Annotated in this window: 26 protein-coding genes; 11 read left to right on the top strand and 15 right to left on the bottom strand. The window is 64.4% G+C overall.

Annotated elements, in window-relative coordinates; translation table 11 throughout:
* Positions 1–132: 132 nt before the first annotated feature.
* On the bottom strand, positions 133–807 hold the full coding sequence (locus LB525_RS28120; protein WP_224549731.1) for an ArsR/SmtB family transcription factor: 675 nt from the start codon (positions 805–807) through the stop codon (positions 133–135).
* Between the two features lie 168 nt (positions 808–975).
* On the opposite strand from LB525_RS28120, the gene LB525_RS28115 reads away from it, so the two are divergent.
* Together LB525_RS28115 and LB525_RS28110 are read left to right on the top strand one after the other, a co-directional pair.
* Positions 976–1,344 (top strand): NIPSNAP family protein, encoded by a 369-nt coding sequence (locus LB525_RS28115; RefSeq protein WP_224526185.1) that lies wholly within the window; start codon positions 976–978, stop codon positions 1,342–1,344.
* Positions 1,341–1,685 (top strand): antibiotic biosynthesis monooxygenase family protein, encoded by a 345-nt coding sequence (locus LB525_RS28110; RefSeq protein ID WP_140847106.1) that lies wholly within the window; start codon positions 1,341–1,343, stop codon positions 1,683–1,685. Before LB525_RS28115 ends, LB525_RS28110 begins: the two co-directional genes overlap by 4 nt.
* A gap of 41 nt (positions 1,686–1,726) precedes the next feature.
* Here LB525_RS28110 and mbfA read toward each other — a convergent pair whose 3' ends face one another.
* Positions 1,727–2,710: an iron exporter MbfA gene (gene mbfA, locus LB525_RS28105; RefSeq protein ID WP_224549729.1), complete on the bottom strand. Its 984-nt coding sequence runs from the start codon at positions 2,708–2,710 to the stop codon at positions 1,727–1,729.
* A gap of 176 nt (positions 2,711–2,886) precedes the next feature.
* Here mbfA and LB525_RS28100 point away from each other — a divergent pair, with 176 nt between their 5' ends.
* The 3 genes from LB525_RS28100 to LB525_RS28090 all read left to right on the top strand — a co-directional run bounded on the left by LB525_RS28100 (position 2,887) and on the right by LB525_RS28090 (position 4,990).
* Complete coding sequence (locus LB525_RS28100) at positions 2,887–3,210, top strand: hypothetical protein (protein ID WP_095770189.1); 324 nt, start codon at positions 2,887–2,889, stop codon at positions 3,208–3,210.
* A 318-nt stretch (positions 3,211–3,528) separates the two neighbouring features.
* Positions 3,529–4,506 carry a threonine/serine dehydratase gene (locus LB525_RS28095; RefSeq protein ID WP_224549727.1) on the top strand — a complete coding sequence of 326 codons (978 nt, stop codon included), beginning with the start codon at positions 3,529–3,531 and terminating at the stop codon, positions 4,504–4,506.
* 160 nt (positions 4,507–4,666) lie between these two features.
* Positions 4,667–4,990, top strand: a complete 324-nt coding sequence (locus LB525_RS28090) for a hypothetical protein (protein WP_224549725.1) — start codon at positions 4,667–4,669, stop codon at positions 4,988–4,990.
* A 47-nt stretch (positions 4,991–5,037) separates the two neighbouring features.
* Here LB525_RS28090 and LB525_RS28085 read toward each other — a convergent pair whose 3' ends face one another.
* The 4 genes from LB525_RS28085 to LB525_RS28070 are packed head-to-tail and all read right to left on the bottom strand — an operon-like array spanning position 5,038 to position 8,739.
* The gene (locus tag LB525_RS28085) at positions 5,038–6,174 is read right to left on the bottom strand and encodes an ABC transporter permease (protein WP_224549723.1); all 1,137 of its coding nucleotides are present in this window, start codon (positions 6,172–6,174) and stop codon (positions 5,038–5,040) included.
* A complete protein-coding gene (locus LB525_RS28080) occupies positions 6,171–7,091 on the bottom strand; it encodes an ABC transporter ATP-binding protein (protein WP_095770115.1) in 921 nt (306 codons plus the stop codon). Before LB525_RS28080 ends, LB525_RS28085 begins: the two co-directional genes overlap by 4 nt.
* Positions 7,088–8,041: an HlyD family secretion protein gene (locus LB525_RS28075; RefSeq protein WP_224549721.1), complete on the bottom strand. Its 954-nt coding sequence runs from the start codon at positions 8,039–8,041 to the stop codon at positions 7,088–7,090. The genes LB525_RS28080 and LB525_RS28075 overlap by 4 nt, the downstream gene beginning before the upstream one ends.
* Positions 8,038–8,739, bottom strand: coding sequence for a CerR family C-terminal domain-containing protein (locus tag LB525_RS28070; protein ID WP_224549719.1), 702 nt, complete (start codon positions 8,737–8,739; stop codon positions 8,038–8,040). Before LB525_RS28070 ends, LB525_RS28075 begins: the two co-directional genes overlap by 4 nt.
* A 90-nt stretch (positions 8,740–8,829) precedes the next feature.
* Here LB525_RS28070 and LB525_RS28065 point away from each other — a divergent pair, with 90 nt between their 5' ends.
* Together LB525_RS28065 and LB525_RS28060 are read left to right on the top strand one after the other, a co-directional pair.
* The gene (locus LB525_RS28065; RefSeq protein ID WP_224549708.1) at positions 8,830–9,303 is read left to right on the top strand and encodes a CYTH domain-containing protein; all 474 of its coding nucleotides are present in this window, start codon (positions 8,830–8,832) and stop codon (positions 9,301–9,303) included.
* Complete coding sequence (locus LB525_RS28060; RefSeq protein ID WP_095770119.1) at positions 9,300–10,232, top strand: CHAD domain-containing protein; 933 nt, start codon at positions 9,300–9,302, stop codon at positions 10,230–10,232. The genes LB525_RS28065 and LB525_RS28060 overlap by 4 nt, the downstream gene beginning before the upstream one ends.
* A 190-nt stretch (positions 10,233–10,422) precedes the next feature.
* On the opposite strand, the gene LB525_RS28055 is transcribed toward LB525_RS28060, so the two are convergent.
* Positions 10,423–11,208, bottom strand: coding sequence for a helix-turn-helix domain-containing protein (locus LB525_RS28055; RefSeq protein WP_263492924.1), 786 nt, complete (start codon positions 11,206–11,208; stop codon positions 10,423–10,425).
* Between the two features lie 114 nt (positions 11,209–11,322).
* On the opposite strand from LB525_RS28055, the gene LB525_RS28050 reads away from it, so the two are divergent.
* A complete protein-coding gene (locus LB525_RS28050) occupies positions 11,323–12,177 on the top strand; it encodes an ATP/GTP-binding protein (RefSeq protein WP_224549704.1) in 855 nt (284 codons plus the stop codon).
* A gap of 170 nt (positions 12,178–12,347) precedes the next feature.
* On the top strand, positions 12,348–13,274 hold the full coding sequence (locus LB525_RS28045; protein WP_224549733.1) for a DMT family transporter: 927 nt from the start codon (positions 12,348–12,350) through the stop codon (positions 13,272–13,274).
* 10 nt (positions 13,275–13,284) lie between these two features.
* Here the strand turns inward: LB525_RS28045 and LB525_RS28040 are convergent, their stop codons facing one another.
* The 4 genes from LB525_RS28040 to LB525_RS28025 all read right to left on the bottom strand — a co-directional run bounded on the left by LB525_RS28040 (position 13,285) and on the right by LB525_RS28025 (position 16,559).
* Entirely contained in the window at positions 13,285–15,006 is a 1,722-nt protein-coding gene (locus LB525_RS28040) for a SulP family inorganic anion transporter (protein ID WP_224549702.1), read from the bottom strand.
* A gap of 133 nt (positions 15,007–15,139) precedes the next feature.
* Positions 15,140–15,409 (bottom strand): helix-turn-helix domain-containing protein, encoded by a 270-nt coding sequence (locus LB525_RS28035; protein WP_224549700.1) that lies wholly within the window; start codon positions 15,407–15,409, stop codon positions 15,140–15,142.
* A 91-nt stretch (positions 15,410–15,500) separates the two neighbouring features.
* Positions 15,501–16,202 carry a phosphatase PAP2 family protein gene (locus tag LB525_RS28030; RefSeq protein WP_224549698.1) on the bottom strand — a complete coding sequence of 234 codons (702 nt, stop codon included), beginning with the start codon at positions 16,200–16,202 and terminating at the stop codon, positions 15,501–15,503.
* Between the two features lie 18 nt (positions 16,203–16,220).
* Positions 16,221–16,559: a hypothetical protein gene (locus LB525_RS28025; protein ID WP_224549686.1), complete on the bottom strand. Its 339-nt coding sequence runs from the start codon at positions 16,557–16,559 to the stop codon at positions 16,221–16,223.
* A 250-nt stretch (positions 16,560–16,809) separates the two neighbouring features.
* Here LB525_RS28025 and LB525_RS28020 point away from each other — a divergent pair, with 250 nt between their 5' ends.
* Positions 16,810–18,807, top strand: coding sequence for a PhoX family protein (locus LB525_RS28020; RefSeq protein ID WP_224549684.1), 1,998 nt, complete (start codon positions 16,810–16,812; stop codon positions 18,805–18,807).
* A gap of 54 nt (positions 18,808–18,861) precedes the next feature.
* Here the strand turns inward: LB525_RS28020 and LB525_RS28015 are convergent, their stop codons facing one another.
* Both LB525_RS28015 and LB525_RS28010 read right to left on the bottom strand, forming a co-directional pair.
* On the bottom strand, positions 18,862–19,542 hold the full coding sequence (locus tag LB525_RS28015) for a GNAT family N-acetyltransferase (RefSeq protein ID WP_224549681.1): 681 nt from the start codon (positions 19,540–19,542) through the stop codon (positions 18,862–18,864).
* A complete protein-coding gene (locus LB525_RS28010) occupies positions 19,539–20,030 on the bottom strand; it encodes a MarR family winged helix-turn-helix transcriptional regulator (RefSeq protein WP_224549679.1) in 492 nt (163 codons plus the stop codon). The genes LB525_RS28015 and LB525_RS28010 overlap by 4 nt, the downstream gene beginning before the upstream one ends.
* 225 nt (positions 20,031–20,255) lie before the next feature.
* On the opposite strand from LB525_RS28010, the gene LB525_RS28005 reads away from it, so the two are divergent.
* On the top strand, positions 20,256–21,293 hold the full coding sequence (locus LB525_RS28005; RefSeq protein WP_224549668.1) for a phosphatidylglycerol lysyltransferase domain-containing protein: 1,038 nt from the start codon (positions 20,256–20,258) through the stop codon (positions 21,291–21,293).
* A 372-nt stretch (positions 21,294–21,665) separates the two neighbouring features.
* Here the strand turns inward: LB525_RS28005 and LB525_RS28000 are convergent, their stop codons facing one another.
* Together LB525_RS28000 and LB525_RS27995 are read right to left on the bottom strand one after the other, a co-directional pair.
* Positions 21,666–22,427, bottom strand: a complete 762-nt coding sequence (locus tag LB525_RS28000; RefSeq protein ID WP_140845276.1) for an ABC transporter permease — start codon at positions 22,425–22,427, stop codon at positions 21,666–21,668.
* Positions 22,424–23,350, bottom strand: a complete 927-nt coding sequence (locus LB525_RS27995) for an ABC transporter ATP-binding protein (RefSeq protein WP_095770129.1) — start codon at positions 23,348–23,350, stop codon at positions 22,424–22,426. Before LB525_RS27995 ends, LB525_RS28000 begins: the two co-directional genes overlap by 4 nt.
* Positions 23,351–23,684: the final 334 nt, after the last annotated feature.

Here is a 23,684-nt window from a genome sequence, read left to right as displayed (position 1 = left end):
TCCTCTACCCCGTCGATCGGGGGAGAGGTGGCTCGGCGAAGCCGAGACGGAGTGGGGGTCGACCAGCGCTACATTAGATAATGCATGCGCCAAGCTGCCATGCTGTCCCGCCAGCATCGCGAAATTGCCCGCCTAGGAGAGAAACACCCGCTCAAACTCCTGCTTGCCCGTCGGCGAGAACACCACGGCGCGGCTGTCCTTCTCGCGCCGCGCCCATTTCTCGGTGATGATCTTGTCGAGGATGGCCGCACCAAGCGTGCCGGCGAGGTGCGATCGCCGCACGCTCCAGTCGAGGCAGGCGCGGCAAACCGGCCGCCGCGCCTTGGCCTGGGTTTCGATACCGAGCGCGGAAAAATGCGCGGCGCCGGACGGCGAGAGCCTGATCTGGTTGTCGTCGCTCAGCAAAAGCTTCCTGTCGAGCAGCCGGTCGAGCATCGTAACCGCCTGCTCGCCGGCCAGGTGATCGTAGCAGACTCGCGCCACGCGCATGGCCGCGTCGCGCGGTCCCGGCCGCACGCGCTTCGGGCCGACCGCTTCGGCGACGCCGATGATCGCCTCGATCATGCCGGCCACCTGCGCGTCGGCGAGACCGTAATAGCGGTGTCGCCCCTGGCTGGCCAAGGTGAGCAGCCCGCCATCCATCAGCTTCGACAGATGCGAGGAAGCGGTGGGCAGCGACACGCCGGCTTCCAGCGCCAGTTCCGACGCCGTCAGCGCCGTACCGCCCATCAGGGCGTTCAGCATGTTGGCGCGGGCCGGGTCGCCGACCAGGCTGGCGATGCGGGCGATGTCGGGTCCTTCACGCATGGTTCGATCCTCATCGAAGCATTCCTGTCAGGGAAGCACTATTCTGCGGTCGGCTCAAGCAGCGCGGCAGACTCTCCTGACAGGAGAATGCCTAGCACAAAGGCGCAAGCGATGTTTCGACCGCGGTCGAACCGTCGTCGTCCAAAACCAGCCGACGAGGAGACCGACATGACCATCACCTGCTTTATCCGCTACGAGATCGACCCGTTCGGCAAGGCGGCCTTCGAGCAATATGCGCGGGCCTGGGGCCAGGCCATTCCGCGCTGCGGCGCCGACCTGATCGGCTATTATGCCCCGCATGAAGGCTCCGCCACCACGGCCTATGCCGCCTACAACATCGAGAGCCTCGCGGCCTATGAAGGCTATCGCGCCCGGCTTGCCGCCGACCCGGCGGGCAAGGCAAATTATGAATTCGCGCGGCGCGAGAAATTCATCTTGAAGGAAGACCGCGTCTTCCTGAAGCTGGTGTCCGGGCCGCACGGGCCGAGACAGGTCTTTCGCACCGACGTGGTTGTCAAGGAAGGGGTCGAGACATGATCGCTGTCATCTTCGAGGTGGAGCCGGCGGAAGGCAAGCGCGATGCCTATCTCGGCATCGCCGCCGAGCTTAAGCCGCTGCTCGAGAGCATCGACGGCTTCATCTCGGTCGAGCGCTTCCAGAGCCTGACCGACCCCAGGCGGGTGCTGTCGCTGTCCTTCTGGCGCGACGAGGAAGCGGTGAAGGCCTGGCGCAACACCGAGGAGCACCGGCAGGCGCAGAAAGCCGGGCGCGGCGGCATCTTTGCCGGCTACCGTCTGCGCATCGCCCATGTCATGCGCGACTACGGGATGGAGGAAAGGGCCGAGGCGCCGCAGGATAGCCGCGAGGTGAATGGGTAGGCTCCCCCTTCTCCCCTTGTGGGAGAAGGAGAGCGCCGGCGCTACGCATTGCCGATCAGCACGCCCGCCCCGAACACCAGCGCGCCGCCCAGCACCACCTGGAAGGCGGCGCGCCAGAAGGGGGTCTGCATGTAACGGTTCTGCACGAAAGCGATCGCCCAGAGTTCGAAGAACACCACCACCGCCGCCACGGCAGTGGCCGTCCAGAAATGCGGGATCAGATAGGGCAGCGCGTGACCGAGGCCGCCCAGCGAAGTCATCAGGCCGACCGTCAGCCCGCGCTTGATCGGCGAGCCGCGCCCCGACAGTTTGCCGTCGTCGGAGGCGACCTCGGTGAAACCCATCGAGATGCCGGCGCCGATCGAGGCGGCGAGGCCGACCAGGAGCGTCTGCCAGGTGTCGTGCGTGGCGAACGCCGCGGCGAAGATCGGCGCAAGCGTCGACACAGAGCCGTCCATCAGCCCGGCCAGCCCGGGCTGCACATAGGTGAGGATGAATTGGCGCTGCTCGGCCGTCGCCTCCTCCACCTTGACGGTTCCCGGCACATGCTGCTGTTCCAATTCATGCGCCGAGCTTTCATGACCCTGCTCGGCCGCGGCGAGGTCATTGAGCAGCTTGCGCGTCGAGGCGTCGGTGGTACGCTTGGCCGCCTCGACATAGAAGCGATAGGCCTGCCGCTCCATTTCCTCGGCTTGCCGCCGCACATGCTCGATGCCGAGCGGCCTCACCAGCCAGTCCGGCTTGCGCTCGAAATAGCCTTTCACATGCTCGCGCCGGATCAGCGGGATGCGCTCGCCGAAGCGCTTGCGGTGAAGCTCGATGAGCGAATCGCGATGGCCGTCCTCTTCCTCGGCCATCGCCTCGAACACTTTTGCCGATTGCGGAAAGTCCTGCGCCAGGCCATCGGCATAAGCGCGGTAGATGCGTCCGTCATCCTCCTCGGAAGAGATCGCCAGCGCCAGGATCTCCTGCTCCGAAAGCGAATCGAAGGAACGGCGGCCGAAGCCGAAAACACGGGAAAGCATGATGGGATCACTCTAGTTTAGAATTGTTCTAAACTATGATCTTGGCAGTTGAAGGTCAATTGCCAACGGCGCGGGCTGCGGGCGCGCGAACGCTGATCGCGCGAGGCCAAACCCTTCATTATTGCCGAATGTTTGCCTATATAACTGACCGCCACCGAAATTGAAGGACGCCCGGCATGACGGACAAGAAGCCCCCGCACGCATTTGACGCCAAGCCGGTTCTCGATCTCATCGCCAGCATCGAGGCCGACCTGCAGCGCCTGAAGGGTCTTGTCGAGGAACAGCTCGACAAATTCGACCCCGCCAACCCGCACAACAAGACACCGGACGGCAAGCTGACCGAGGAAGGCGCCGAGTGCTGCTACCGCATGTTCGACGAAGGCAAGTCGCGCTACACGGTTTCCCAGCAGATGAAGATATCCTTCGCCGCCGCCACCCACCGCTTCAACTCCTGGCGCAAGCTGGGCGGCAGCAAAAGGACGAAGACGCTGCTGGGGTGAACCTGCGCTTTCGTCATCCTCGGGCTTGACCCGAGGATCCATGCCGTGACTTCTGCCGTAGAATGCGGCGGTGCAGAACAATCGTTCCAAATTCGCTGTAAAAGGCGACCCAATTCTGGTCCGCTTTCGCGCGTCACGGACGTCACGGCATGGATTCCAGGGTCTGCGCGCGTCGCTCCGCTCCTTGCTCCGCCCTGGAATGACGAAGGTGACAGCCGCTGGCGCATCTTCCAAAACCTTGTCTCCATCACATTTTTTCGTTGGCGCGACGCCTCGGTTTGCGTGCACCATGACGGGGATCATCCCGCGAGGCCCATCATGCTCACCCTGCCCGGCATCTCCGACATCCGCGCCGCCGCCGAGCGGCTTTCCGGCCTGATCGTCGAAACGCCGCTCATCGAATCGCCAGAGCTAAACGAGCGCTATGGCGGCCGCATTCTGTTCAAGCCCGAGACGCTGCAGCGAACCGGCTCCTTCAAGATTCGCGGCGCCTATAACAAGCTGTCTACCCTGAGCGAGGAAGAGCGCGGCCGGGGCGTCGTCGCCTTCTCCTCCGGCAACCACGCGCAAGGGGTGGCGGCCTCGGCCGCCATGTTCGGCGTTAAGGCGGTGATCGCCATGCCGGCCGATGCACCGGCGCTCAAGGTTGGCAATGTCCGCAAGATGGGCGCCGAAGTGGTGCCGTTCGATCGCTACAAGGACGACCGCATGGCGGTCGTTCGCCCCTATATCGAAAAGGGCATGGTGCTGGTGCCGCCCTTCGACGATCCTGCCATCATCGCCGGCCAGGGCACGATCGGCCTGGAGCTAATGAAGCAGGCGAAAGCGCTCGGCGTGGCCCTCGACGCCGTCGTCGTTCCTTGCGGCGGCGGCGGCCTGTCGAGCGGCATTTCCGTCCCGGTCAAGGACGCTTCGCCGAGCACGCAAGTCTGGGCGGTCGAGCCCGAGCATTTCGACGACACGCGCCGCTCGCTGGCCAAGGGCGAGCGGGTCGCGAACGAGCCCGGCCACAGCTCGATCTGCGATGCGCTGCTCACCGCCGAGCCGGGCGCCATCACCTTCGAGATCAACCGCCGGAATCTCGCCGGCGCCATCGCCGTCTCCGACAAGGCCGCCGCCCAGGCGATGCGTGACGCGATGGCTTATCTCAAGCTGGTGGTCGAGCCCGGCGGCTGCGTCGCGTTTGCCGCGCTCTCATCCGGCGAGATCGACCTTGCCGGCAAATGCGTTGCCGTGATCCTATCCGGCGGCAATGTCGATTTCGGCACCTATGCGGAGATCATGGCGGCGGCTTAGCGGTGGCGACTTGGTTCCGCGATTGGGTGCCGTCTGATTGGACGCAGCCGTATCCGGATGAAAAGGATCACCCGGTTGCCGCAAACGGCCGCGATGAGTGGAAAGCGGATGTTAAGCCCATTAGGATAGCAGAGATAGCACGATCAAGGTCTAGGAGAATATGCAGCTCGTCATGGAAGGACAACCATTGCTCGTCCATCTTGCGTTGGGGGCCGGTGTTGCTGTCTTTCTCGTCAGCTTTGTGGGAATGCTTTGCGGTATCTATCTCAGCCTGACAAAAACGGAAGCGCTCGCAACAAAGCCCGATGAAAGGGGGCTTCCATTTTGGGAGCGAGCTGCACGCAAGAATAGCCGAGCTAGTGGCATCTTCGTCCAAAGCGAATTCAAACATCTGCGCTATCTTCTATTCGCTGCAGTAATTGGCAGCCTCGGCTCCTTCGGCACTCTTCTCCTCATTGTCTATGTCTTTGGAGAACGCGCTTAGGTCCGATTTCGGTTTAATTCGGGCGCTCCCAACCATTAGTTTTGACCCTAATCCAGCGTGCGCCTGAACCGCACCAGCGCCACGCCGGCAAACAATGCCACGAACACGACCAGCCAGCCGACTTCCGTCGCCACCGCCGGCAGCTCTGCCCCTTTCAGCATGACGGCGCGGGTGATGCGTAAAAAATGCGTCAACGGGAAGATCTCGCCAAAGATCTGCGCCCAGCCCGGCATGCCGCGATAGGGGAACATGAAGCCCGACAGCATGATCGAGGGCAGGAAGAAGAAGAAGGTGAGTTGCAGCGCCTGCATCTGCGTGCGCGCGATCGTCGAGATCGTGTAGCCGAGCAGCACCAGCGACAGCACGAACACCAGCACGGTGGACAGCAGCAGCGACAGCGACCCCATGAAGGGAATGGCAAACAGCAGCTTCGCCGCCGCCAGCACCACCACCACCTGCACCGCGCCCACCACCAGGTAGGGCAGCACCTTGCCCATCATGATCTCGAGCGGGCTCGACGGCATGGCCAGCAGGTTTTCCATCGTGCCGCGCTCGGTCTCGCGCGTCAGCGCGATCGAAGTCATCATCACCATCGTCATCTGCAGGATGACGCCGAGCAGGCCGGGCACGATGTTGTATTGCGAGATGCCTTCGGGATTGTAGCGCCGGTGCACGACGACATCGAGCTGGCCGCGCGCCGCCTCCTTGGCCGTTTCCTCGGTGCCCTGTGCCCTGAGCAGCGCCTGGCCGGCCACGGTGCTCAGCGTCGAGATCGCGCCGCTGGCGACCGCCGGGTCGGTGGCGTCGGCCTCGATCAGGATCTGCGGGTTGTCGCCGCGCTCGACGCGGCGGGCGAAATCGGCGGGGATGGTGACGACGAAGGAGACGTCGCCACGCGCCATCAGGAACTCGGCTTCCGCCGCACTTTGCGCGACATGGTCGAAGCGGTAGTAGCCGGTGGTCTGCAGCGCCGAGACCATCGCCCTCGTATAGGGGTCGCTGCTGGTCGCCACAAGCGCGGCCGGCAGGCTCTTAGGGTCGTTGTTGATCGCATAGCCGAACAGCACCAGCTGGATCAGCGGCACTCCCAGCATCATGGCGAAGGTGATGCGGTCGCGCCGCATCTGGATGAATTCCTTGGTCAGCAGCGCGCCCAGCCTGGCGAAGGAGAAGACCGCTTTCATGCCATATTGTCCTTCGAGCCGGCCATGAACTGGATGAACACATCCTCGAGGCTGGTCTCGCCTGGCTTCACGGTGACGCCCTTGTGTTCCTTCTCGACGTCGGCCAGCGCCTTTTCGAGCGCCGCCTTGTCGGAGCCGACGACATGCAGCGTCGCGCCGAACGGCGCCACCTGGTCGACGCCGGGCCTGCCTTGCAGCGCCTCGGCCACCTGGTCGAGCCGCGGCCCCTGCAAGACGAAAGTGGTCAGCCCGGCATTCTTCACCACCTCGTCCACGGTGCCGGTGGCGAGCATCTTGCCGTAGGAGATGTAGCTGATGCGGTGGCAGCGCTCGGCCTCGTCCATGTAGTGGGTGGAGACGAGCACGGTCAGCCCGCCGCCGGCGAGGCGATGGATCTCGTCCCAGAACTCGCGTCGCGCCTTCGGATCGACGCCGGCCGTCGGCTCGTCGAGCAGAAGCAGCTTCGGCTCGTGCATGATGCAGGCGGCCAGCGCCAGCCGCTGCTTCCAGCCGCCGGAAAGCGTGCCGGCCAACTGGTTGCGGCGGCTGGCCAGGCCGAGATCCTGAAGCGTGCGCGAGACATACTCCTCGACCGGCCTCAGCCGGTAGAGCCGCGCCACGAATTCGAGGTTCTCGCCGATCGTCAGATCCTCGTAGAATGAGAATTTCTGCGTCATGTAGCCGACTTCGCGCTTGATCTTGAGCGCGTCGGTGCGGATGTCGAAGCCCAGCACCGTGCCGTCGCCTTCGTCCGGCGTCAAAAGCCCGCACATGATGCGGATGGTCGTCGTCTTGCCCGAGCCGTTCGGCCCGAGGAAGCCGACGATCTCGCCTTCGGCGACCGTCATCGTCACATGGTCGACGACGGTCTTGTCGCCGAAGCGCTTGACCAGGCCGCGAACGTCGATGGCGTTCATTGCCCGAGATCCGCAAAATCGACATCGACGATCTGACCGGGCTGCAGTGGTCCCGCATCGCCCTCCGGCCGCGCCTCGACGAGATAGACCAGCTTCTGCCGGTTCTCCAGCGAGTAGATCACCGGCGGCGTGAATTCGGGGTCGGGCGAGACATAGCTGACGCGTGCCTTCAGTCCCGTCCCGCAGCCGTCGCAACGGACGTTGAGCTCGGTGCCGACCTTGACCGCCGAGAACGCGCTTTCGGGCACATAGACGCTGAGCTTCACGGCGCCGTCCGGCAGCATCGAGATCACCGGCGCGGTCGGCCCGGCTGTGTCGCCTGGATTGCGGATGACGTCGTTGACGCGGCCAGGCGAGGGCGCCGCCAGCACCCGCTTCGACAGCCGCCACTCGGCCTGCTCAAGGGTCGACCGCGCCTGCTTGACCTGGTTGTCGGCGGCCTTGATGGTCTCGGCCCGCGCCGGCAGATTGCCGACGGCGAGATTGGCTTCCGCCTGGCCGACCTGGGCATTGGCGGTCTCCAGCGAAGCCGAGGCGGTGTCGTAATCGGCCTGGGTGCCGGTGCCGCGCTTGTAGAGGTCGCTGGCGCGGTCGTATTTGCGCTTGGCGTCGGCTGCCTGGGCCTTGGCCATGTCGACCTCGGCCTTGAGCACGGCGATTTCCTCGGGGCGCTTGCCGACCTGAAGGTCGGCAAGCTGCGCCTGCGCCTGCGCAAGCGCGGCTTTAGCCTGCGCAACCTCGATCTTGGCGTCGGCGTCTTCCAGCGTCGCCACCGCCGTGCCGTTCTCAACGCGGTCGCCGCGCCGAACCGACACCGTCGCCACCTGGGCCACTTCGATCGGCGCCATCAGCACATATTCGCCTTCGACATAGCCGACGGCCAAAGGTGCGGCCGGCGCGCAGGCGCCGAACAATTGGGCCGCGAGCGGCAGCGAACAAAGAAAGCTCATGATTTGCCCTTCTTGCCGGCGGCCCCCCGCGCGGCCAGCATTGCCCTGAGGTTGTCGGTTGCGACCGCCACCACCTTGGCGGCCTCTTCATTGCCGATGTCGTGCCAGCCCATCCGGCGCATCACCGCCTCGCGGCCGATGCGGAAATAGATGACCTGGCCGATCATGGTGAAGACGGTGAGCTTGGTCGCTTCGCTCTCGGCCGGCTCGCCGGTCGCCTGTTCCCAGACCTGGCACAGCCGCCGGTGCGTCGGCTCGAACACGCCGGCATAGATGCGGTCGAGCGCGGCGGTCGGATGCGAGAGCTCGCGAAGTACGAATTGTACGATCTCGCCGGCCTGCGGACTGGCCACGACGAAACCCACCATCCGCTCGAGCGCCGCGAAAAGCTGCGCCCGGGCTGCTTCCGGGTCCAGGGGAGCCGCTGCTTGCACGCCGCCCAGCGCCTGGCCGGCAATCCCCTGGATGGTGTCGACGATGAAGTCGGCGGCGGCGGCGCGCAGGCCTTCCTTGCCGCCGAAGTGATAGGCGATTGAGCCGATATTGGCCTTGGCCTCGGCCGCGATCTCCCGCGTCGAGGTGCCGTCGAAACCTTGCCGCCCGAACAGCCTGAGCGCCGCGTGGACAAGCGCCGCGCGCGTTTGATCGGCGGTGCCGACCTCGCGCTGTGGCCTTCTTGCGATTGATCGTTTGTTCATGCCTGCACTTTAATCAATCGATTGATTAAAGTCAAATTTGACTCCAGCTCGGCTTGCCTTCCCGGGCCTCACAGGCTTTAGTGCCCGGCCATGAGCAAGGAAGTCGAGCGCAAATTCCTGGTCTCCAGTCCCGCCTGGCGCGGTGAGGTCGAGGCGGAAATCCGCATTCGTCAATTCTATGTCGCCGCGCAGCCCGGCCGCACGGTGCGGGTGCGCATCAGCGACGGGCGCTCCGCCAAGCTGACGCTGAAGTTCGGCGACAGGGCGCGCGAGCGGGACGAATTCGAATATTCGATCCCGCTTGCCGAGGCCGAGGAATTGATGGCGTTCGCCGTCGGACGTGTCATCGAGAAGACACGCCACCATGTTAGACACCGCGGCTATCTCTATGAAGTCGATGTTTTCGGCGGCAAGCTCGCGGGGCTGGTGATCGCGGAGTTGGAGACGCCGGAGGACGTATCTGACGAAATGCTGCCCGACTGGCTCGGTCGCGAGGTCACCGGCGAGTCGAGGTTTTACAACGCGTCGCTGGCCCTCGGGGAGATTCCGGAGATCGCCGCATGAGCTTCCGCATCGATCCGCGCTTGCCGCTGACCGGCGAGGTCAGGCGCATATTGGCCGACGAGATCGGCAAGGCAGTCGCTCATCTCGAGATGGCGCGCGAGAAACCGGAGCAGGGACTGCACAAATGTCGCAAGCGGCTGAAAAGCGTGCGCGCCTTGCTGCGCCTGGTTCGTTCCGGAGACGAACCGTTCTGCCAGACCGAGAACGAGTGTTATAAGCAGGTGTCGGCGCTGCTGGCCGGCCCGCGCGAGGCGACCGCCTTGATCGAGACCGTCGACCGCTTGGCCGATGCCTTTCCGGAACAATCGGCAGGCGGCGGTCTCGACCCCGTGCGCGAGCGGCTGGTGCTGCGCCAGCACGAGCTCCACGCCGGTCCGAGCCTCGACGCGGCCATCAATGCGGCGATCGCCGCATGCCGGGAAGGCCTGGAGCGCATCGACAGGCTGACTTTGCCTGACCAGCCGGAGCAGGCGGCCGATATATTGGCCGAGGGCGCCCGCGCCACCTTGCGGCGAGCGAAGAAGGCGCTGGACAAGGCGGAATCACGCGGCGCAGCCGACGATTTTCACGACCTGCGCAAGGCGGCAAAGACCCACGCCATGCATCTGTCGCTGCTCGGCCGCCTGTGGCCGACGCCGATCAAGGCGCGCCGCAAGGCGGTCGACAGGCTCGGCGAGCAGCTCGGCGAATTGCACGACGTCTTCGTCATCTGCGCCCTGCTCGACGCCGAAGGCGAGCCGCTCGGCCCCGCCGACGAGACGAAGCTTCTGCGCAAGCTGCTGAAACGTGCCGAAAAGAGCCTGGCCAAGGCCTGCCTTGCGGATGCCGCCGAGCTGTTCGGCGACAGCCCCAAGCGCTCGGCCAGGAGATTGGCCCGCAAGGCGCGCGATGATCTCGCCGGACCGCAGGAAGAAGCAAAGGCGGCTTAGCGCGGCGTGTCCCCTTCTCCCCTTGTGGGAGAAGGTGGCCGCGAAGCGGCCGGATGAGGGGTGCTCCAGGGAACGAGGCGTTGGCGATTGCGGCTTTGGACGAGCGCTTCGGCCAAGCTGGAACACCCCTCATCCGGCTCGGCGCTGCGCGCCGATCCACCTTCTCCCACAAGGGGAGAAGGAGAAGGCGCTACGCCGGCAACGCCCGTTTCTCCTTCGCCGCCCTGGCGCCCGCATCCCTCGGATGCGGCCCGATCGGCATGATCGCCGGAAACGGCGTCGCGCCGAAGGCGAAGGTCCATTTGTAGCCGGTGAGCTGGTCCTCGGGCGTGGTGTGCTGGTCGTGATGGGCAAGCAGCCTGGCACGTTCGGCGAGCTCCTCGGCCTCGCGGCGCAGCATTTCCGCCGTTTCGGGCCGCATCCGCCGGGAAAAGCTGATGAAGGTCGCGGCCTGCTCCATATGGCCGATCGCCCAGCCGATGAAGTTCTTGTTGGTCATCTCGAAATGCGGCTTCAGCGGCCCCTCGAAATCCCACTGGATCGGCGCGTCGACCAGTAGCCTTGCCGACAGGCCGCGCCCCAGCGCCACCAGCCCGAGCTCCTCGAGGTCGCGCAAATAGAGGAACATCGAAGCTTCACTCAGGCCTTGCGAGCGCATGATGCCTTCGGGCGTGAACTTCTCCGACAGCATGACGAAGACGAAGAGCAGCGCCGGCCGCGCCGCCAGCCGGCGCTCGATCTCCGGCGCGATGCGGTTGGCAGGACCCGGCCCGCGGTTCATAGCGCCAAGCACGTTCTCCAGCTCGACATCGGCGGCGGCGCAGATCTCCATCAGCCGGTCGAGCTTGCAGTTCTTCTCATGGAAGATGCGCTTCACCGTCGGCTCGGAAACGCCCATGCGCTCGGCCAGCGTCCGATAGGTCAGGCCCTTGGCCTTCAACGTCCGTTTCAGCGCCTCGAAGATCGGACCATTCATGGACTGCACCTCGTTCGCGCGAATTCGTATTGAACCGCGATACTAGCCTCGTTCCGGCTTCCAGGAAAGTATCGAAAACCCTAGCTCTCTGCCGTCATCACCGGAGAGCACCCCATGAAACACCTCATCGCTTCAACCGTCTTCGCCGCCATCTCCGTGTCCGCCGTGCAGGCCGGCGAGCTCTGGCGGGCCACCGGCTTCGAGCAGCCGGAATCCGCGCTTGTCGATGCCGCCCACAACCGCATCGTCGTCTCCAACATCGTCGGCAATCCCGGCGCGGCGGACGGCAATGGCTATTTGTCGCTCTTGTCGATGGACGGCAAGGTCGTCTCTCGCCGCTGGGTGGATGGCATGGACGCGCCCAAGGGCATGGCGATCGCCGGCGGCAAGCTCTACGCCGCCGACATCACCAAGGTGCGCGTCGTCGATCTCGCCAGCGGCAGACTGGTCGAGACCATCGATGTGCCCGGCGCCATTTTTCTCAACGACATGACCGCCGACAGTGCCGGCAAGGTCTATGTCAGCGACATGCTGGCCGACACGATCTACCGCATCGACGGCGACAGGCCGGAGCTGTTCGTCAAGGATGCGCTGCTCGCCTCGCCGAATGGCGTGTTCGCCGATGGCGGCAGGCTGATCGTCGCGTCCTGGGGCAAGGGCATCAACAGGACCGATTTCAGCACCGCCGAGCCCGGCGGCCTGCTGTCCGTCGACCTTGCCACAAAGAAGGTCACGCCGCTGCCCGGCGCCCAAAAATTCGCCGATCTCGACGGCGTCATCGCCATTGGCGACACCATCTACGCCACCGCCTACATGACCGGCACGCTCTACAGCTACAAGCCCGGCGGCGTGCCGACGGTGGTAGCGACCTTCAAGCCGGGCAGCGCCGATATCGGCACGGACGGCAAGGCGACCATCTATGTGCCGTTGATGGGCGAGGGCGAGGTCGCGGCGCTGTCCCTGGATTGAACATGTCCGGCGGAGAAGCATTGCAACGCCGGCGGGACAGCGTCTCGCATCTCGGCACTGCAGCGGCGAGGAGTTTTTCGCCTCGCCGCTCGGTATTGGACCGCCATGTCGGTGGCGGCTGCCATCTGGTTTCGCCGCCCGCTCCGGACTATTCGGCGGCAATCCGTCATGTGAGCAAAGCCGTGAAGACATCCAGCCTGAACGGCGCCGTTTCACCGACGATCCCGGTGCTCGTCTGCGCGCTGGCGATCTTCCTGCTGTCGGGCATGGATGCGGCGATGAAGTCGCTGGTCATCGCGGTCGGCGTCTACAATACGGTGCTATGGCGCAGCATGGTCGCGATCGTGGTCGCGGGCGCGGCCTGGTCGACGGGGCCACGCTCGAAACCGACCCTCCCGGTGCTCGGTCTGCATGCGCTGCGCGCCGTCATTGTCGGCATCGTCCTAGTCTCGTTCTTCTGGGGTCTCGCCAGGCTGCCGCTCGCCGAAGCCATAGGCCTGAGCTTCGTCGCGCCGTTGTTTGCACTTTTCCTCGCCGCATTGCTGCTGGGCGAGCGCATAAGGCGGCAGGCGGTGTGGGCGTCGCTGGCCGGCATCGCGGGCGTCTTGATCATACTGGCCGGCCAGTTCGGGCAGGCAGGCCATTCGCAGGATGCGCTTTGGGGTACGGTCGCCGTGCTCGTATCGACGGTCTTCTACGGTTACAATCTGATCCTCGCTCGACGACAGGCACTTCTGGCCAAGCCGGTCGAGATCATGCTGTTCCAGAATATCTTCGTCGGGATCATCCTTGGTTGCGCGGCGCCCTGGCTTGCGGTTGCGCTGCCGAGAGAACTTTGGCTTCCCTTGGCAGGCGTGGCGATGCTGTCGCTCGCCGGCCAGTTCCTGATGAGTTGGTCCTACGCCCGTGCCGAAGCGCAATATCTGATCCCGACAGAATACTCGGCCTTCATCTGGGCGATCGCGCTTGGCTGGTTCTTCTTCGGTGAGAAGGTGACCTGGACCACGCTGGCAGGCGCATGTCTCATCGTCGCCGGCTGCCTGATCGCCGCACGAGCCAGCCCCAAGCTTGCCGAGCCGATCGAAGCGGCCGTTTGAGCGAGGGCGCCTACGCCGTCTCCGCTTTTCCGTCCAGTTGCGCCCGCGCGTCACGGATCGAGGCTGCATAGGTCACCAGCGGCCGCTTGACGCCATGGCTTATCAGGGTGCGCCTGACTTGCGACGAGGCGCCCGCGATGATGAAGCGTCCTCCGGCGCGCCTTGCGTTGTTCGCCGTGCTTTCGATGACGTTTGCCGCGGTCGAATCGAGGAAGGGCACAGCCGAGCAATCGAGGATGAAGTTCCTGTGCTGGTCGGCGATACGGTCCAGCACGGTCGCGATCGTTGCCGCAGCGCCGAAGAAGAACGCCCCCGATATGCGATAGATGACGGTATCCGGATCGGTGGCGGCGGCGAGGTCATAGGCAACGCGCCCGCCATTTGCGGCGTCGGCGCGGTCCTCCGTCACCGGCGGGACATGTGCCTCCACCTCGACCGAACGCGCCATCCGCCCGATGAACAGCAGAGCGCCCAGCGCAAAGCCGACCACGATGCCGGTGGTGAGGTCGCGGAAGATGACAAGTCCGAAGGTGACCAGAAGCACCAGGGCGTCGCCCCAGGACGATCGGATCAGCGCCAGGAAGGCGGGCTTCTCCACCATGTTCCAGGCCACCGTGGCCAGCACCCCGGCAAGCGCCGCCAGCGGGATGTAGCTGGCAAGCGGCGCAGCCACCAGCATGAACAGCAGCAGGAAGGCGGAATGGAATATTCCCGACAACGGTCCATGCGCGCCCGCGCGGATGTTGGTCGCCGTGCGCGCGATCAGTCCAGTCACGCAGATCCCGCCGAACAGCGCCGAGCCGATATTGGCGATGCCCTGTGCCACCAGTTCGCAGTTGGAGCGGTGCCGTCGTCCGGTCATACCGTCCGCGACCACGGCGGAAAGCAGCGATTCGATTGCTCCGAGCAGAGCGAAGGAAATTGCGTCGGGCACCACGGAGACGAGCTTCTGCGCATCCAGCGCCGGAAGAGCCGGATCCGGCAACATCCGCGGAATGCCACCGAATTGCGTTCCGATCGTCTCTACGGGAAGACCGAGAAGCGTCGTCGCCAGCGAGGCCGCCGCCACCGCGATCAGGAGGCCCGGCCACGAAGGGCGCCAGCGCTTCATGGCCACGATGATCCCTATCGTCAGCGCGGCGAGCGCAATGGCCGCCGGGTTTGCCGTTCGGGCCGCCTTGCCGAGCGCGATAAGCCGCGGCAGCAGGTCGCCTGGCTCCTTGCCCGGCAGCGTCAGGCCGAACAGGTCGTGCAACTGGCTGGACAGGATGATGACGGCGATGCCCGCGGTGAAACCCACCGTCACCGGATAGGGAATGAACTTCACATAGGCGCCGAGCCTCAGATAGCCGGCCGCGAGCAGGAAGACGCCGGCCATGAGCATTGCCAGGATCAGCCCGTCGACACCGTGCCGGTCGACCGTCGAGGCCACGACCACGATAAAGGCGCCAGCGGGCCCGCCGATCTGGAAACGGCTGCCGCCAAGCGCGCCGACTATGAAACCGCCGATGATCGCCGTAAACAGTCCGCGCTCGGGCTCCACATGCGAGGCGATCGCGATCGCCATCGACAGCGGCAACGCCACGATGGCGACCGTCAGGCCGGCGATCACATCGGCCCTCAGCTGCTTGAGGTGGTAGCCCTCGCGCAGCACCGTCACCAGCTTTGGTGTAAACAGCTCGGCGAAGGTCGGCCGTGCTTGGTGGTGAATTGCCCGCCCCGCCTGATCCATGAACTGCTTCCGCTCCACAGGGCGGCGGGATCGTCGGCTGGATGTCGGCGGTCGCCGTCGCGATAAAACCGTTGCGACGCCGCATCGCTGCCCGAAAACCGGCAACGGTTCCCGAGACGGACACGGTTGCGGCTCAGCCCTGCGGGTTCTGCGCCGCGGTGGCCTTGAGGCGCACGCCCCTGCCGCCGCGTTCGCTGGTCTGGTTCTCGCCGATCAATTCCACCCCGACCTCATCGAGGGCATGGATGACCTTCATCAGCGTGTCGACGACGCCTCGCACGACGCCCTCGCTCGCTTCCATGCGCTGTATCGTCGGAAGCGAGACGCCGGCGCGCTCGGCAAGCGTTCGCTGGTCGATACCGGCCAACGCCCTTGCGGCGCGCATCTGCGCAGCAGTGATCATCGGCCAGAACCTTTGTCTGAGTCTGCGATATCAACGGGTAATACAAGCATAGTGATGTTTCAAGCGTCATTTAATGTAGATGAGACATCGGTTATTCGCTATCCTTAACGACCTTGCGTCGCTGCAGCAGCCGCGCCGCAAGCCAGCACAGCATGGCCCAGGCAAAACCTGCGCACCAGCCGGCAAGCACATCGGACGGCCAGTGCACCCCGAGATAGATGCGGCTGGCGCCGACCAGCACGGTGGTGAGCACGGCGAGGCAAAGCACAAAGACCTTCGTCCTGCGGTCAGGCAGGAAGCGGGCCGCCAGGGAACCGAGCGTCAGATAGGTTACCGCCGACAGCATCGCGTGGCCGCTCGGAAAGGACAGCGACGTCTCGCTGACGAGATGCGAGACGAGATCGGGCCGCGGCCGGTCGACCTCGAATTTGAGCAGGCTCGAAAGCACTTGCCCGCCCGCCACCGCCGCGAACATGAACAGCGCTGTCGAAGGTCTGCGGATCAAGAGCAGATAGAGGATGGTCGCCGTCGTGATCAGCACCAGCACAGCGGTGCTGCCCAATGCGGTGACATCGCGCACCGCGCCCTCCAGCCAAAGCGGGCCGATCGGACTGTCCGGCTGCCCGGCATGGCGGAAGGCGAGCAGGATTTCCGTGTCGAAGGCGTGCGGGGTCGTGGCGCGCGCCAGTTCGATGAGTTCCACCAGGCCCCATAGCCCGCCGGCAATCACCAGCCCGGCCAGCAGCACCGGGAATTCCAACTTGTTGAGGAGCGCGTTGGCGGTCGATTTCATTCGGGCCCTCGGGTCCAGCTACAGCCGCTGGATATAGGGCCCGAGCGTGATCAGCGCGACCGCGGCGATCGCCAGCACCATGCCGATCGCCTGCAAGGCATTGAGCCGTTCGCCGAAAAAGGCGATCGCCACGACATTGACCGCGACAAGCTGGATCACCGCCGACAGGCTGAACGACACCGACATGCCGAATTCGCGCACCAGCCTGAGCATGATCAGATTGCCGGCCGAGTAGAGCGCCAGCGTCAAAAGCAGCTTGGTCAAGCTCGGCGCCAGCCCCCATTGCTTGGCCGCCATCGCCGCCAGCAGGAATATCGCGGTCGAAATGCCGAGCTGCGCCAGTCCCCAGAAACTCACCCGCCATCCCCTTTTGAAGCGCCGTCGCCACGCCGGCCAGCCCTTGTTTCCGAAGCGGGCGATGTCGTCAAGCTGACCACAGCCAAGCGCAGGCGCTCAAGGGACTGAAGCCGGGTGTCGCAAAAGCCGCCGCGAGCCGGCAAACAACTATTGCGGTTCAATCACGGCAGTGTCACGAAAATGTGATCGGCGCGCTTTAGGGGTCGAAGGGTCAAAATCCCCAGCCACTCAAGAAGCCAGAGGACAACTCATGACCGTGACCCCTGAGACCCGTTTCCGGACCAGCCAGCTCGAGGAAAATGACGGCCCGCCGGTCAACCCGACCGACAACAGCACCATGGGCGAGATCATCGCCGCGCGTTTCTCGCGCCGCGGCTTTCTCATGGGGTCGCTGGCCGTGTCGGCCATCGCCGCCACCGTCAGCCCGCTGGCGCTGATTGCGGCCGACGAGGCGCGCGCCGCTGAGGCTTCGGCCTTCAAGTTCGACGAGCTCGAAGCCGGCATCGACGACAAGCACCATGTCGCGCCCGGCTATGACGCCGACGTGCTGTTGCGTTGGGGCGATCCGCTGTTTGCCGATTCCCCCGACTTCGATCCGCTGAAGCAGTCGGCCGAAGCCCAGGCAAGACAGTTCGGCTACAACAACGACTATGTCGGCTATATTCCGATCGACGGCTCGGCCGAGCACGGCCTTCTGGTCGTCAACCACGAATACACCAATCCGCATCTGATGTTCCCCGGCATCGTCTCGGTCGTCGAGAAGGACGGCAAGAAGAAGGCCGAGGTGGCGCCGCTCTCCAAGGAGCAGGTCGATGTCGAGATGGCCGCGCATGGCGGCACCATCGTCGAGATCCGCAAGCAAGGCGGCAAATGGCAAGTGGTGCGCGACGGCAAGCTCAACCGCCGCATCATGTCGACCACCGAGATGGCGCTCTCCGGCCCGGTGGCGGGCCATGACCGCGTCAAGACCAATGCGGACCCGTCCGGTACCAAGGTCATCGGCACCGTCAACAATTGCGCCGGCGGCGTCACGCCCTGGGGCACCTATGTGATGGCCGAGGAGAACATCCACGGCTATTTCTCGGGCGAATTGCCGGAAGGCCACAGGGAAGCGGCCAATTACAAGCGCCTCGGCATTCCGGAAGGCGCCTATGAGTGGGGCGCGCATTACGACCGCTTCAATCTTGCCAAGGAGCCGAACGAGCCCAATCGCTTCGGCTGGATCGTCGAGGTCGACGTCAACGATCCGAACTCGACCCCGAAGAAGCGCACCGCCATGGGGCGCTTCAAGCATGAGGGCGCCGAATCAATCGTCGCCAAGGACGGCCGCGTCGTCTTCTATCTCGGCGACGACGAGCGCTTCGACTATGTCTACAAATTCGTCACCGCCGGCACGTTCAACCCCAATGACCGCGCCGCCAACATGAACCTGCTCGATGACGGCACGTTGCATGTGGCCAAATTCGCCGAGGACGGCTCGGTCGAATGGATGCCGATCGTTTTCGGTCAAGGTCCGCTGACGGCGGAGAACGGCTTTGCTTCCCAGGCCGACGTTCTCATCGAGACGCGCCGCGCCGCCGACCTGCTCGGCGCCACCAAGATGGACCGGCCGGAGGACATCCAGCCCAATGCCGGCAACGGCAAGGTCTATGTCATGCTGACCAACAATTCCAAGCGCAAGGCCGAGCAGGTCGACGCCGCCAATCCGCGCGCCGAGAACGCTTTCGGCCACATCATCGAGATCGTCGAGGACGGCGGCGATTTCGCCGCCACCAAGGGCAAATGGGAAGTGCTGTTGAAATGCGGCGATCCGTCCGTTGCCGATGTCGGCGCCACTTTCTCGACCGCGACCACCGCCCATGGCTGGTTCGGCATGCCGGACAATTGCGCCGTCGATTCCGCCGGGCGCCTGTGGGTCGCCACCGACGGCCAGGGCCCGAAGGCCACCGGCCGCACCGACGGTCTCTGGGCGGTCGATACCGAGGGTGCCGCGCGGGCAACGTCGAAACTGTTCTTCCGCGTGCCGATCGGCGCCGAAATGTGCGGCCCGCTATTCGCGCCGGATGACCAGACAGCTTTCGTCGCCGTGCAGCATCCGGGCGACGGCGGCGAGGACTGGGAAGGGTTCGGCCGCCCGTCCTACTACGAGGACCCGTCGACCCGCTGGCCGGACTTCAAGCCGGACATGCCGGTGCGGCCGTCCGTCGTTGTGATCACGAAGCAGGGCGGCGGCAAGATCGCCGTGTGACCTCTTGTAGCCGAGACGTCGAGAGGGAGGATTTCGATCAAATCCTTCCTTTCGTTACTCCGCGCGTTGAACCATGGCCATGTTGATCTTGCTTCTCAAGCGGAAGCCGATGGACTCGTAAAGCCTGATCGCCGCAGCGTTGCTCTCATAGGCGTGCAGGTATGGAACCTCGCCGCATGCCGCGATCCGGCCGGCGACGAACACCGACAGCAGGCGGGCAAGGCCGCCGCCGCGGAAATCCGGATGCGTGCACACGCCGCTGAGTTCCGAGTATCCGGGCTGCTTCATGCGCTCGCCGGCCATTGCCGCCAGCCTGCCGTCGATCCTGATGCCCCAGAAATCGCCGAGGCTCAGCGCCTCCAGCGTGAAGGGACCGGGCTTGGTAAGAGACGCGAGCGCCAGCATTTCCTCGGCATCGTCTTTTTTCAGCTGCCGAATGCGCTCATCGGAAGTCACCGGCATCGGCGCTTCGGCGATCATCTGCACCAGCGGCGCTGCCGAGATCGTGGAGATTTCCGGCGGCAGGGCGATCTCATCCGCCTGAACCAGGACGGCTGTTTCGCCCGACGGGAGAAGCCAGGTCAGCGCTTGCAGGCTGTCCGCATCGTCGGCGGCAGTGGCAGCGAAAGGCACGATCGACGGACGATATCGCCTGGCAAGGTCGCCGCCTTCGGCGAAAGCCTGGTGCCGCGTTGCAAGCGCGCTCCAGATGGGGCGGTCCAGAACATGTTTCACGATGCGGCCAGCTTGGTGTTTTCGACGCGGCGATGGAGTGGTGTTGCGGCAAGACGATCCTCGATTGCCGCAAGCTGGCCGAGCAGCGGCCCGGAAAGATCGGCGCACAAATCCGCCACGGCATTCTCGATGCTCGGCCAGATCTCCCGCTTCGCCTGGTCGACCAGACGCCGGCCGTTGCGGCTCAGCGAAACGATCCTGCGACGCTGGTCGTCTTGCGAAGGGTTGACCTCGACCAACCCCAGTTCGGCAAGCAGCGCCACGCTGCGCGTCACGCCCGGTTGCGCGATGCCCAAGGATCGGGCCAGCTCGCCGACCGGCAGCGGGCCCAGCCTGTCGAGCGCGGCGAGCAGCGGGTATTGGCTCGACTGAATGCGCGTGTCCAGGCGATCGAGCACGCGCTGCGTGTCGGCCTGCAACTGCTCGCCTATACGCTTCATCCGGCTGCCGAGGCACAGAAAGCCGAGGGATCGGAGAACGTCTTCCATAGCAGCCTCGTCGCATATTGATAATTTGATATATAACAATGTATGGAAAATGTCAAGCCGATCTTTCGCATGTCAGCCGATGAGCGACAGCACCGCCTTCGGACGTTTGCCCTTCATTCGCGGTCAATTGCATCCTATATCGCGTTGACGCACGCGGCCCGCAGCGGTCGCCAGCGATTCGCGACCTGAGGGCGGCAGGTCATCACTTCTTGGCACGCGGAGCTCATGGCGCCCCTGCGCATCCATTTCGACAGGCTTCTTGACGCCGTGGCGCCCAAGGTCCCGCGACGCGACCTGACGGACGACGAACGCCTGGCGCTGGTGCGCCGTTACGGCGATTTCTCGCTCGCCTACTCGACGGCCGTGCAGCAGAAATTGTCCTATTTCAGCGATGGTGACGGCTATATCGCCTTCGGCACCAAGATGAGCCGTCATTTCGCGCTGGGCGATCCTGTGGTCGACCCGGCGGATCGCGCGGCCTATATCAAGCGCTTCGTCGAAGCCGCCGGCGGCCCCTGGTTCGTCCAGGTCGGCGCCGACACGGCCAAGGTGCTCGCCGGCCTCGGCTACCAGGTCAATCGCCTCGGCATCGACACCAGGCTGCCGCTGCCTGCGCATGATTTTTCCGGCAAGCGTAACGAGACCGTGCGCTATTCCGAGCGCTGGCTGACGAAGAAGGGTTTTACCCTCGCCGAGGACAAGGGCGACGGGCTGCAGGACGAGATCAAGCAGCTTTCCGCCGACTGGCGCAAGGAGCGCATCATCAAGCGCTGGGAAATGGGGTTCCTCAACCGTCGTTTTTCCGAAGAGATCGGCGCCGACATGCGGCGCTTCCTCCTGCACGGACCTGAAGGTCGGCTTCTCGCCATCCTCGATTTCGACCCGTTGTTTCGCGATGGCAAGGTCATCGGCTACACCACCTCCTTCAAGCGCAAACAGGTCGATGCGACGCCACATGCCGAGATCGGCCTGACCAAATTCGCCGTCGACCGCTTTCGCGAGGAGGGCGTCTCACAGGTGACGCTCGGCCTCTCGCCGCTGCTCGACATCGAGCCGAGCGGCTTCGCCGAATCGGGCTTCTGGCGCGGCACCTTCCAGCGCGCCTACAACTCGCCCTGGGTCAACCGCTCGCGCTTCAACCTTCAGGGCCAGGCGGCCTTCAAGCGCCGCTTCCATGGCATCGAGGAGCCGACCTATATCGCGTTCCGCAAAGGGACCTTCGTGGAAATGCTCGGCCTGCTGCGGCTGATCAAGGCGGTTTAGAGCAGGCGCTTCCTCTCCCCACTTGGTCTACGCTATGCACATATCTTCTGTGACTGGCGTGACTGATCGACCTGAGGCTTGATTGCCACGTGGTTCCCCCAATCCGTCGCTGCTTCGCAGCGCCACCTTTCCCCCTCCGGAGGGAAAGGAAGGGAGCCTTGCTGGACGAGCATTGACGGTAAAAGGCTTGGCGCCTTTCCTCTACCCCGTCGATCGGGGGAGAGGTGGCTCGGCGAAGCCGAGACGGAGTGGGGGTCGACCAGCGCTGCATTAGACAATGCATGCGCCAAGCTGCCATGCACACTATCGCCAAAGACCAGCCGCTTTGAAAGGTGTGCATGCCGTAGCCCACTTCGTGGGGCGAGGAACTCGTCAGTTCCTCAACCGATAGCCCGTCTTGAATATCCACGCGACGATCGCGATGCAGATCGCCAGGAACATCACCGTCATGCCGAGGCTGACGCCGACCGAGACGTCGGCCTTGCCGTAAAAACTCCAGCGGAACCCGCTGATCAGGTAGACGACCGGGTTGAACAGCGTGATCGTCTTCCAGATGCCGGGCAGCATGTGGATCGAATAGAAGCTGCCGCCGAGGAAGGTGAGCGGCGTGACGATCAAGAGCGGCACCAGCTGCAGCTGCTCGAAGGTCTTTGCCCAGATGCCGATGATGAAGCCGAACAGGCTGAAGGTCACCGCCGTCAGCACCAGGAAGGCGATCATCCAGAACGGATGCTCGATCCTGAGCGGCACGAACAGCGCCGCGGTGGCCAGGATGATCAGGCCGAGCATGACCGACTTGGTCGCCGCACCCCCGACATAGGCGATGATGATCTCGAGATAGGAGACCGGCGCCGACAGTAGCTCGTAGATCGAGCCGACGAATTTCGGGAAATAGATGGCGAAGGAGGCATTGGAGATCGACTGCGTCAAGAGCGACAGCATCATCAGGCCGGGCACGATGAAGGCGCCGTAGGCGATGCCGTCGATCTCGGTGATGCGTGAGCCGATGGCCGAGCCGAAGACGACGAAATAGAGCGATGTCGAGATGACCGGCGAGATGATGCTCTGCAGCACCGTGCGGAAGGCGCGCGCCATCTCCACCCGGTAGATCGCCCATACCGCGCGCAGGTTCATGGCTCTTGCCTCAGAAGATTGACGAAGATCTCTTCGAGCGAGCTGTTCTTGGTGTCGAGGTCGCGGAACTGGACACCGGCCGCCTCGAGGTCGCGGATCAGCGAGGCGACGCCCGGACGGTCGCTCTGGTTGTCATAGGTGTAGGTGAGCTGGTTGCCGTCGTCCGACAGCTCCAGTGAATAGTGCGACAGGCCGTCCGGAACGGCGGCAAGCGGCGCGCGCAGCTCCAGATTCATCTGCTTGCGGCCGAGCTTGCGCATCAGCTCGGCCTTGCCTTCGACCAGGATGATCTCGCCCTTGTTGATGACGCCGACGCGGTCGGCCATCGCCTCGGCCTCTTCGATGTAATGCGTGGTGAGGATGATGGTGACGCCGTCCTCGCGCAGCCGCCGCACCATCGCCCACATGTCCTGGCGCAATTCGACATCGACACCGGCCGTCGGCTCGTCGAGGAACAGCACGCGCGGCTCGTGCGACAGCGCCTTGGCGATCATCAGCCGGCGCTTCATGCCGCCGGACAGGGTGATTGCTTTGGAATCCTTCTTGTCCCACAGCGAGAGGTCGCGCAGCACTTTCTCGACAAAGGCCGCGTTGGGCGCCTTGCCGAACAGGCCGCGGCTGTAGTTCACCGTCGCCCAGACCGTCTCGAAGGCGTCGATGGTGAGCTCCTGCGGCACCAGCCCGATCAGGCTGCGCGCGGCGCGGTAGTCGCGGCCGATGTCGTGGCCGTCCACCGTGACAGTGCCTGAAGAGCGGTTGACGATGCCGCAGACGATCGAGATCAGCGTCGTCTTGCCGGCGCCGTTCGGCCCCAGCAGCGCGAAGATCTCGCCGCGCTCGATGTCGAGATTGATTTCCTTCAGCGCCTTGAAGCCGGTGGCATAGGTTTTCGTGACACCGGAGATCGAGATGATGGATGACATGCTGAAATACGGCCGGCTGGAAAAGGTGATCTCATATAGGTCGGATGCCGCCGGGTGCAACTGTCAATCGCCGCTGCTGCTGACAGTTCTGGACAGGGAACGCCCAACTGGCCGCCTTGCCAGACCAGGTATACCGGCCGCGGCGACTGGAGCGCCGCCGCCCACGACAGATTCTTTCTCCCGTTAACGGGGCGGCATGCACACAAGCGGCTGGTCTTTGGCGATAGCGTGCATGGCAGCTTGGCCACACGGTGTCCAATGTAGCGCTGGTCGACCCCCACTCCGTCTCGGCTTCGCCGAGCCACCTCTCCCCCGATCGACGGGGTAGAGGAAA

The organism is Mesorhizobium sp. CA16, from assembly GCF_020165175.1.
Lineage (GTDB): Bacteria > Pseudomonadota > Alphaproteobacteria > Rhizobiales > Rhizobiaceae > Mesorhizobium.
Note: the sequence above shows the minus strand (reverse complement) of the source record. Positions and strands in the feature narration are given on the sequence as shown.

Coding starts and splice junctions, on each gene's coding strand:
- LB525_RS28100 (WP_095770189.1), top strand. CDS start 2,887: ATGACGGACAAGAAGCCCCCGCACGCATTTGACGCCAAGCCGGTTCTC.
- LB525_RS28070 (WP_224549719.1), bottom strand. CDS start 8,739: ATGAACAAACGATCAATCGCAAGAAGGCCACAGCGCGAGGTCGGCACC.
- LB525_RS28020 (WP_224549684.1), top strand. CDS start 16,810: ATGACCGTGACCCCTGAGACCCGTTTCCGGACCAGCCAGCTCGAGGAA.
- LB525_RS28065 (WP_224549708.1), top strand. CDS start 8,830: ATGAGCAAGGAAGTCGAGCGCAAATTCCTGGTCTCCAGTCCCGCCTGG.
- LB525_RS28040 (WP_224549702.1), bottom strand. CDS start 15,006: ATGGATCAGGCGGGGCGGGCAATTCACCACCAAGCACGGCCGACCTTC.
- LB525_RS28000 (WP_140845276.1), bottom strand. CDS start 22,427: ATGAACCTGCGCGCGGTATGGGCGATCTACCGGGTGGAGATGGCGCGC.
- LB525_RS28050 (WP_224549704.1), top strand. CDS start 11,323: ATGAAACACCTCATCGCTTCAACCGTCTTCGCCGCCATCTCCGTGTCC.
- LB525_RS28035 (WP_224549700.1), bottom strand. CDS start 15,409: ATGATCACTGCTGCGCAGATGCGCGCCGCAAGGGCGTTGGCCGGTATC.
- LB525_RS28055 (WP_263492924.1), bottom strand. CDS start 11,208: ATGAATGGTCCGATCTTCGAGGCGCTGAAACGGACGTTGAAGGCCAAG.
- LB525_RS28005 (WP_224549668.1), top strand. CDS start 20,256: ATGGCGCCCCTGCGCATCCATTTCGACAGGCTTCTTGACGCCGTGGCG.
- LB525_RS27995 (WP_095770129.1), bottom strand. CDS start 23,350: ATGTCATCCATCATCTCGATCTCCGGTGTCACGAAAACCTATGCCACC.
- LB525_RS28080 (WP_095770115.1), bottom strand. CDS start 7,091: ATGAACGCCATCGACGTTCGCGGCCTGGTCAAGCGCTTCGGCGACAAG.
- LB525_RS28120 (WP_224549731.1), bottom strand. CDS start 807: ATGCGTGAAGGACCCGACATCGCCCGCATCGCCAGCCTGGTCGGCGAC.
- LB525_RS28090 (WP_224549725.1), top strand. CDS start 4,667: ATGCAGCTCGTCATGGAAGGACAACCATTGCTCGTCCATCTTGCGTTG.
- LB525_RS28030 (WP_224549698.1), bottom strand. CDS start 16,202: ATGAAATCGACCGCCAACGCGCTCCTCAACAAGTTGGAATTCCCGGTG.
- LB525_RS28115 (WP_224526185.1), top strand. CDS start 976: ATGACCATCACCTGCTTTATCCGCTACGAGATCGACCCGTTCGGCAAG.
- LB525_RS28010 (WP_224549679.1), bottom strand. CDS start 20,030: ATGGAAGACGTTCTCCGATCCCTCGGCTTTCTGTGCCTCGGCAGCCGG.
- LB525_RS28110 (WP_140847106.1), top strand. CDS start 1,341: ATGATCGCTGTCATCTTCGAGGTGGAGCCGGCGGAAGGCAAGCGCGAT.
- LB525_RS28060 (WP_095770119.1), top strand. CDS start 9,300: ATGAGCTTCCGCATCGATCCGCGCTTGCCGCTGACCGGCGAGGTCAGG.
- LB525_RS28095 (WP_224549727.1), top strand. CDS start 3,529: ATGCTCACCCTGCCCGGCATCTCCGACATCCGCGCCGCCGCCGAGCGG.
- LB525_RS28085 (WP_224549723.1), bottom strand. CDS start 6,174: ATGAAAGCGGTCTTCTCCTTCGCCAGGCTGGGCGCGCTGCTGACCAAG.
- LB525_RS28075 (WP_224549721.1), bottom strand. CDS start 8,041: ATGAGCTTTCTTTGTTCGCTGCCGCTCGCGGCCCAATTGTTCGGCGCC.
- mbfA (WP_224549729.1), bottom strand. CDS start 2,710: ATGCTTTCCCGTGTTTTCGGCTTCGGCCGCCGTTCCTTCGATTCGCTT.